6 protein-coding genes and 1 pseudogene are annotated in these 7,533 nt (G+C 57.6%); 4 read left to right on the top strand and 3 right to left on the bottom strand.

Features of this window, described 5'->3' with window-relative positions; translation table 11 throughout:
• Positions 1-731: 731 nt before the first annotated feature.
• The 3 genes from AC0QTX_RS26985 to AC0QTX_RS26975 all read right to left on the bottom strand — a co-directional run bounded on the left by AC0QTX_RS26985 (position 732) and on the right by AC0QTX_RS26975 (position 2,352).
• A complete protein-coding gene (locus AC0QTX_RS26985; RefSeq protein ID WP_474606876.1) occupies positions 732-1,448 on the bottom strand; it encodes a GNAT family N-acetyltransferase in 717 nt (238 codons plus the stop codon).
• Between the two features lie 67 nt (positions 1,449-1,515).
• Entirely contained in the window at positions 1,516-1,902 is a 387-nt protein-coding gene (locus tag AC0QTX_RS26980; protein WP_474606875.1) for a GlsB/YeaQ/YmgE family stress response membrane protein, read from the bottom strand.
• Between the two features lie 57 nt (positions 1,903-1,959).
• Positions 1,960-2,352: an MreC domain-containing protein gene (locus tag AC0QTX_RS26975; RefSeq protein ID WP_474606874.1), complete on the bottom strand. Its 393-nt coding sequence runs from the start codon at positions 2,350-2,352 to the stop codon at positions 1,960-1,962.
• A gap of 233 nt (positions 2,353-2,585) precedes the next feature.
• On the opposite strand from AC0QTX_RS26975, the gene recD2 reads away from it, so the two are divergent.
• From recD2 to AC0QTX_RS26955, 4 genes and pseudogenes are all read left to right on the top strand, one after another.
• Positions 2,586-4,784 (top strand): SF1B family DNA helicase RecD2, encoded by a 2,199-nt coding sequence (recD2, locus tag AC0QTX_RS26970; protein WP_474606873.1) that lies wholly within the window; start codon positions 2,586-2,588, stop codon positions 4,782-4,784.
• Between the two features lie 736 nt (positions 4,785-5,520).
• On the top strand, positions 5,521-5,802 hold the full coding sequence (locus AC0QTX_RS26965) for a hypothetical protein (RefSeq protein WP_474606872.1): 282 nt from the start codon (positions 5,521-5,523) through the stop codon (positions 5,800-5,802).
• A gap of 262 nt (positions 5,803-6,064) precedes the next feature.
• On the top strand, positions 6,065-6,772 hold the full coding sequence (locus AC0QTX_RS26960; protein WP_474606871.1) for an IS6 family transposase: 708 nt from the start codon (positions 6,065-6,067) through the stop codon (positions 6,770-6,772).
• A 68-nt stretch (positions 6,773-6,840) separates the two neighbouring features.
• Positions 6,841-7,137 (top strand): annotated as a pseudogene (locus tag AC0QTX_RS26955) (integration host factor subunit alpha); the annotation flags it as partial.
• Between the last annotated feature and the right edge of the window lie 396 nt (positions 7,138-7,533).

The following is a 7,533-nucleotide window of genomic DNA, read 5'->3' as shown; positions in this document are numbered from 1 at the left end:
ACTTCGATAGAGCCTACGGTATCTACCCAATCAAATTGCGGGCGAAGCGAAAGATTTGATGCAAGGTCTGGGAACGGGATTGCGATTAAACCTTCTATGATGACCTCTTCCTGTGAAGGCAAAGACGGTTCAGCCGGTTCCGAGGGTGGAGGTATGAGTGCGGCGACTGGAAAACTCGGCTCAGCGGGATCGGGCAGTGGTGGCAGCGCCGCTCCTACAGGCACCTCTGGCAGGACAGGCGCGGCAGGCTCCAGTGGAGGCGGTAGTTCAACGGTTGGCGAGACGGAAGAGAATGTCGGCTCAGCAGGTTCCGGTGGTGGAGGCATCAGCGCGGCGAACGGGAAGTTGGATTCGTCAGGCTCCAAGGGCGGCGGAAGCACTGTAGCAATAGGTGCCTCGGGCGAGGTTTGAGCTTCCGGTGGCTGTTCGGATGCTTGCGGCGGCTGAACTTCAGATTCTGGCGGCTGCTCTGACTTGACGCTGGAGCTTGGAGTGATCTGCCGAGGGCGGACAGCCGAGCGCCTTCTGACATCCTCTGCAATCGTCTCAGCCCGCCGCCTCATGTCTACATTGTTCGGCTGTGGTTTGGGTGCAGCTTTCGGTGGAGTTGGCTGGGGTATAATGGCTGGATGCACCATTCTTTCAGCGCAAGATGCGGTGATCCAACTCAACGCAAGGACGGTAAGCACCCCAGACCTACGCATGCCTCGCGATCTCCCCTGATCTTCTCATCAGGTTAGCGAAGAAAAACGATGCAGAGGAGGACCCGCGTCAATTCGCGTTCTGAATGAACAGGATTTTTTGAAAGTAGTTGCAGGATGCCGGTTCATGAAATCGTATTCGATCTTCGCCCCAGAGCCTGTTTTAGAGTATGGGGTGGCCCGCGATTTCAGACATTTGGCTCGCCGCACCCTGCTTGTACCAACTTGGATCATGTGTCCTCTAACCGATACTGAATCGGTAGGATCAAGCCGCCTTAGCCACATACGGCGCATCACCAACGTGGTATGGGTCTCGCGAACGACCTCAAAGCCATGTCGCTGATAAAAATGGTAAGCCGGATTGTTCCTGAGCATGAACAGTGCCATCGACTTTGCCGTCCCAACCTGTTCGTTCAGCAGCCGTATGATTTGTGAGCCAATGCCCTGTCGCTGATGCTTCGGCGTGATATAAAGTTGCTTCAGAAAGAGTTCATCACCTGTCCATCGAAACTCGACCCAACCGATATCCTCGCCTTCGAGAGTGATGATCTTCGTATCATCCGGACGCCACAGGTTCGCAAACTGAGCTTCCTGCTCCTCATCAACCCAGCCCACCAAAGCAACTACGAGGGGTTTGATGGCTTTGAGATAAAGGTTGAGAGCGAAGTTGTAGTCGTCCGAACAAGCCGGTCGTAGATCGATAGTCATAGGAGTGTCAGCGAACAGAACCGGGGTGAGGTCGAGCACCAAACATATATCGCTTGTTACTAAAGGCTCACAGACCTGATCAAAGGATTGGATGCACCGAAGGATGTCAGCTTACAAGGCGGGCGATCAGAACAACTATAATCGCTCCTATCATTGCGGTGACAATCCGGCTGGCGGTCTGATTGCGAATGCCGAGATCAATTCCAAAGCGCTCCAGAAGAAAGCCGCCAACGAGTGATCCAGCAAGTCCGGTGACCACGTAATGAAGCAGGCCAGAGCCGCCAACAAGCCAGCTTGCCAGCCAACCTGCCACGATCCCGATTCCAACCTGGGCAGCGATGGCTCGCTTATCCAGCGCATCGAGGGCCTCCCGATCCACACTGATGCGGATTGGCAACCGAGCGCGAGTTGGCCCAGGTGCTTTGCGCGAACCTCGCCTTTGGCCTGGGTTGCTCTTGGATGTTTTCGCCATGCGCTCGATATGGATGCTCATGGTCCAACTATCCAGGAGCTACGCTGGGAGAACCGTAGACCGGCCTGCCTCCGATTATCAGGACAGCAAGGGCTGTGGTGCCTCCCGGAGGACTGCCCCTGTGGCCCTATTGTTCGGCGACTGGACCTTCGCTCCAGCCTTCAATCTTGCGTTCTCAGCCCGGAGCGCCTCAAGATTCTCAACCTGCTCCCGGTTGGTACGGATCAATTCCCTGATCTCACCCTTCAGGTCAACAATCTCAGCTTTGAGTTCCTCACGCTCAGTAGCAAGGCCATCCTCGTGCTTGGCCTGAGCTTGGAACTCACGAATCTGCTGCTTCTGATCCCCAACCTTCTCTTGCAGCTTCCTGATCTGCTGCTCAGCTTTTGCGAGCAACCGCTTCATGTCCTTTGCTTGTTGCTCGGGTTCACTCGGCGTGACGAGCTTTCGGTCTGATCCGGTGCGAATCATGGTCTGGTGGCCTCTCTTGATCTACGCCTCGAAAAGAACAAACATAGAACATAGGTCAGGGTCAAGTCACGCTCTGACCTCCTATCGTTCCTTTCGAGCTTGCTGAGAGCCGACCGCGATTCCGGTACCGGTAGGCTTGGGCGAAGTAGCTGGGAGCGAAGGAGCCCCACCTCGTCAGCAATGCAATCCCGCGATAGAGTCAAAGAGGCTGGGAATTCGACCCAGCAGGCACCATGAACCAGATGTTCCGACCCGCACAGGCTGAACAGAAACCTGCCTTGGAAACCCTCGCGGGTTCGGTCGAGCGCGTCACCTTCCACAATGCCGAGAATGGCTTCGCTGTTCTGAAGGTCCACACCCGTGGCAAGCGTGACCTTGTGACAGTGGTTGGCCATACCCCCAGTGTCTCCGCAGGGGAGTGGATCACGGCCAGCGGCATTTGGATCAGTGACCGAACCCACGGCCTCCAGTTCAAGGCCGAGGTCCTCAAGACAACGCCCCCGACTGGCGTCGAGGGTATTGAGAAGTACCTTGCCTCAGGGCAGATGCGCGGCATCGGACCGGCTATGGCCAAGCGCATCGTCGCTGCTTTTGGAATCGATACGTTTGAGATCATCGAGGCCAAGCCCGAACGTCTGACCGAGGTTTCTGGAATTGGCCCCATGCGAGCCTCCCGCATCGTCTCAGGTTGGGCGGAGCAGAAGGCCGTGCGGGAGATCATGATCTTCCTGCATGCCCATGGCGTCGGCACGGCGCGAGCAGTGCGCATCTTCAAGACCTATGGCTATGAGGCCATTCAGGTCATGACCGAAGACCCGTATCGGCTGGCCAAGGACGTGCGCGGGATTGGCTTCAAGACGGCGGATGCCATCGCGGCCAAGCTCGGGATGGAAAAGACTGCCCCGCAGCGCATCCGGGCCGGTATCTCGTTCGCCCTTCAGACGGCGACGGACGAGGGGCACTGTGCTCTGCCCGTCGAGGCTCTCACCCGTTTGGCCGAGCAGTTGCTCGAAGTGGACGGAGAACTGATCCACACGGCTATCGTCGAGGAGTTGGCCAAAGGAGAAATCATCTCTGACACCATCGGTGACGAGACCTGTCTCTTTCTCAAGGGCCTCCATCTGTCAGAGCAAGCCATTGCGTCTCGGCTGATGGAACGAGCGTCTGGCCCACTGCCCTGGCCTGAGATCGACATCGACAAGGCCATTCCATGGGTCGAGAGCCGCACGGGCACAACCCTGGCGACCTCGCAGCGCGAGGCTCTGAAGCTGGTGCTCGGCTCCAAAGTGGCGGTGGTGACCGGTGGCCCCGGCGTCGGCAAGACAACGTTGCTTGACACCATCCTACGCCTTCTGGTCGCCAAAGGCGTCAAGGTGGCGCTGGCCGCTCCGACAGGACGCGCGGCCAAGCGCATGACCGAACAGACCGGGTTGGAGGCCAAAACGATCCACCGTCTTCTGGAGATTGATCCGAAGCATGGTGGCTTCTCACGCAACGACGAGAACCCGCTCGACTGCGATCTGCTGGTGGTGGACGAAACCTCGATGGTCGATGTGCCGCTGATGAATGCCCTGACCAAGGCCATTCCAGCACAAGCTGGCCTGCTGATGGTGGGAGATGTAGATCAGTTGCCCTCGGTCGGCTCAGGGCAGGTGCTGGCTGACATTATCGCCTCCGAACGCGTTCCTGTCGCCCGTCTGACCGAGGTCTTCAGGCAGGCAGCAGAAAGCCGGATCGTGGTCAACGCCCACCGGATTAACAAGGGCCAAATGCCTGAGCCACCGAAGGCAGGGGAAGAGAGCGACTTCTACTTCGTCGAGATCAACGATCCCGAGGAGGGAGTGCCGAAGATCATCCAGATGATCAAGGAGCGCATGCCGCGCCGGTTCGGGCTCGATCCGATGAAGGACGTTCAGGTGCTCTGCCCGATGAACCGGGGTGTGCTCGGCGCTCGTAACCTGAACATCCAGCTTCAGGACGTGCTCAATCCCAATCCTTCATCCAAGGTGGAGCGGTTCGGCTGGCGTTTCTCTCCGGGTGATCGGGTCATGGAAACGCAGAACGACTATGATCGCGAGGTCTTCAACGGCGACCTCGGCACGGTGGCCAGAATCGACGACGAGGAAGGAGCACTGATCGCAGCGTTCGATGGGCGGGAGGTATCGTACCCCTTTGGCGAACTCGACACCCTCGTCCCTGCCTATGCGACAACCATTCACAAGTCGCAGGGCTCGGAATATCCCGCTGTTATCATCCCGGTGGTGACGCAACACTTCACGATGCTGGCTCGCAACCTGCTTTACACAGGTGTCACCCGTGGCAAGCGGCTGGTGGTGCTGGTGGGCCAGAAGAAGGCCGTCGCCATAGCAGTCAGAGGCGGGCAGATGAAGCGGCGCTGGACGAAACTACGCGAGTGGCTCGTCGCAGCCTGAAAGGCCGAAGTGAGCACGTTCTAAATGGGAACTTTACTCGCGTGTCCGAAGCTCATTGATCGCAGCGGCAAGGTCTTCCTGATAGCGCTGGCGCAGAACGGCTATCACGTTCTCCGCAGACCGGTTTCCGATCCTGCTGACAAAGAAGCTGCGGAGCCTGCTCTCCTGAGGCCGACAACGGCGTAAGGCAGTCCTGGCAAGGGCGTCTGACGAGACTTGAGATTGGAGCCGCTGCCGTACATACGACGCGGCACAAGCTTGCCAGCGGTCATTCAGGGGTCTTGCCTCGCCATATACGGCCAGAGCATCAAACTCGTCTGCCTGGGCAGGAAGCTGAATAAAGATAGGAGCTATCAGGATACCCGCAATAATCCCGCCGAGCCAGCAAGGCGTTGATCGTCCGGTCGCCAGAGAACGACCTTGGCACGATGGTTCCTCTGGTCGTCCTACTCCTGCAATCATGATCGCACCCTTTCAGGTGGGATCGTCAGCAAGGTCAATTAAGGAACCGTTGCACTGCGTGGAGGTCTAAAGGAGTGTGGCCTCGACCGGGATGGTCGGTGCTGCCTGAAGGTGCACAGGCAGCATAGAAGTGATTGACGTGGCAGGCCCGTCATCAGGTCAGGATGCGAGGTAACCAGACCGCACCTACTGCCCACTTTCTCGATTAGCTGCCTTGTTTCCGCCGCATCCACCGGTAGCCTGAATGGATAAGCTGAGAGGCCGATTCTACCCGATGAAGAAGCTCACCCTTGTCGTTGACGAACGGGAGTTGAGTACCATCCGTGCCGCCCTTTTCCTCCTCCAAGAGCATGTTGATGCTCTCCCGGAGGACCTCGCTGAAATGCTCATCTCACATGGAAGGCCAATGACCGCGTCCGAGATCGAGCATCTCAGCCTTAATCTTGATGAGGCGGCAAGCCCGACCCGCGACTATGCCAGTCTGGAGTTGTCGGAAGTGACAAAGGTTGCTGCCGTTGAACGCCCTCGCGCAGCCGCGATCCGAGGCTCTATCTGAACATTTCCGACACCAGTCAATGTTGTGTCGTTATTATGTTAAAAGGCTGGGCGCGATAGAGCGGCATCCAAGCATGAGCCGCTTCCAAGGACCCCGTTGATCGATCTGACAGGAGCCTCGCATGAAAAAGCGCGCAAGTTCTACGAAAGCTCAAGCGGCGACCGCTGGTATTTGATCCGTGATCCATCAGGGGTTCTGTTCATCCATCACGAGGGATCGTCAGCTTAACCCGAGTGTTACGGGATGCTGACATAGGTAAGGGATGAACTCGACCTGTCATCCTCGCTACGCCCGCCAACGCTTCCCAGCTGAAGTGATCAGCTACGCCATCTGGTTGTACTTCAGGTTTCCCCTGAGCCTACGCATGGTCGAGGAGATGCTGGCCGCCAGAGGTATCGAGGTCAGCCATGAGACGGTCCGGCAGTGGGCCCTCAAGTTCGGCCAGAGCTTTGCCAACCAGATCCGCAGGCGTCTTCCGGCACCCGGAGACAAGTGGCACCTAGACGAGGTTGCCATCAGCATCGCGGGTCGGAAGCATTGGCTCTGGAGAGCAGTGGATCAACATGGGATCGTGCTCGACATCCTGGTCCAGAGCCGTCGCAATGCCAAAGCAGCCAAGCGTTTGCTGCGGAAACTACTCAAGAAGCAGGGCATCACTCCACGTGTCATGATCACCGATAGACTGGCCAGTTACGCCGCTGCCAAGAGAACTGTGATGCCTGGCGTCGAGCATCGGCAGCACAAAGGCCTCAACAATCGAGCGGAGAACTCTCATCAGCCGACCCGACGACGTGAGCGGATCATGAAGCGCTTCAAATCAGCCGGTCAGGCGCAGCGCTTCCTCTCGGCCCACGATCAGGTTGCAAACCTCTTCCGCCGTCCTGCAAACATTACCGCTGCCGCTCATCGCACGTCCCGAGCTCAGGCTTTCCAAGTCTGGGCCGAGGTAACTGGCATCGCGAGTACCTGATCTGTCGCTCCTGAAGGGGTAGACCTGTCCCAAGTCGTAAGTTGACGATGCCCACGAAGGAGCACGCGGCGAAACTGGTTCATCAAGTCCTTGAGGAAATTTGCTCCACACTCGAATTGGGTGAGACCGTGAAGCTAACCTCATTCGGGGTCTTCACAGTGCGCGAGAAGGCTAAGCGCGTTGGACGCAACCCAAAAACAGGGATCGAGGTACCAATCGAACCTCGTCGAGCCATCACATTCACCGCCTCACCTGTTCTCAACGCATGTGAACCGGGCGCCCTCTCAGTCGGTCGGTACAGAGGCGAAGGCCTCAGAGCCTCAGGTCAGGCGCATTGCATGAGCAGAGAGTTGGGACCGGAATGAAGTCCCTCGAGCAGTGCCTTCTGCGGCTGCTTGGTTGGCTTTGCTGGTACAGCGCTCCACCAACTCTATAGCGCCATCTCCAAAAACATCCCGGACGACATTTACACCCATGTCATCAGCGAGATGATTATCGGAGCGTTAGGCGGCGGTGCCCTGTTCGTGATCATCGCAACGATCAGAAACAGGCTCACACGATGGCGCTAGGCGATTAAGGGACTAACCATCTCAGATAAAACTCCGAGGGACGAAGATCAATCCCTTTGGAGCGGCTGGTCTGGCTGCGGGAGCCCATGGGGCGTTGTCACATTAATTCGGGTACGACTGCGACCAGGTAGACAGGTCGGCATGAGCAGGTCTGTCAGCTACAAACGCCACCGCTTTCCGCCAGAGATCATC

This window comes from Microvirga sp. jy35, assembly GCF_056148915.1.
This window is presented reverse-complemented; position numbering and strand designations above follow the sequence as displayed.

Excerpts from the sequence above, each read along its gene's own strand:
- AC0QTX_RS26980 (WP_474606875.1), bottom strand. The coding sequence starts at position 1,902 with ATGAGCATCCATATCGAGCGCATGGCGAAAACATCCAAGAGCAACCCA.
- AC0QTX_RS26975 (WP_474606874.1), bottom strand. The coding sequence starts at position 2,352 with ATGATTCGCACCGGATCAGACCGAAAGCTCGTCACGCCGAGTGAACCC.
- recD2 (WP_474606873.1), top strand. The coding sequence starts at position 2,586 with ATGAACCAGATGTTCCGACCCGCACAGGCTGAACAGAAACCTGCCTTG.
- AC0QTX_RS26965 (WP_474606872.1), top strand. The coding sequence starts at position 5,521 with ATGAAGAAGCTCACCCTTGTCGTTGACGAACGGGAGTTGAGTACCATC.
- AC0QTX_RS26960 (WP_474606871.1), top strand. The coding sequence starts at position 6,065 with ATGAACTCGACCTGTCATCCTCGCTACGCCCGCCAACGCTTCCCAGCT.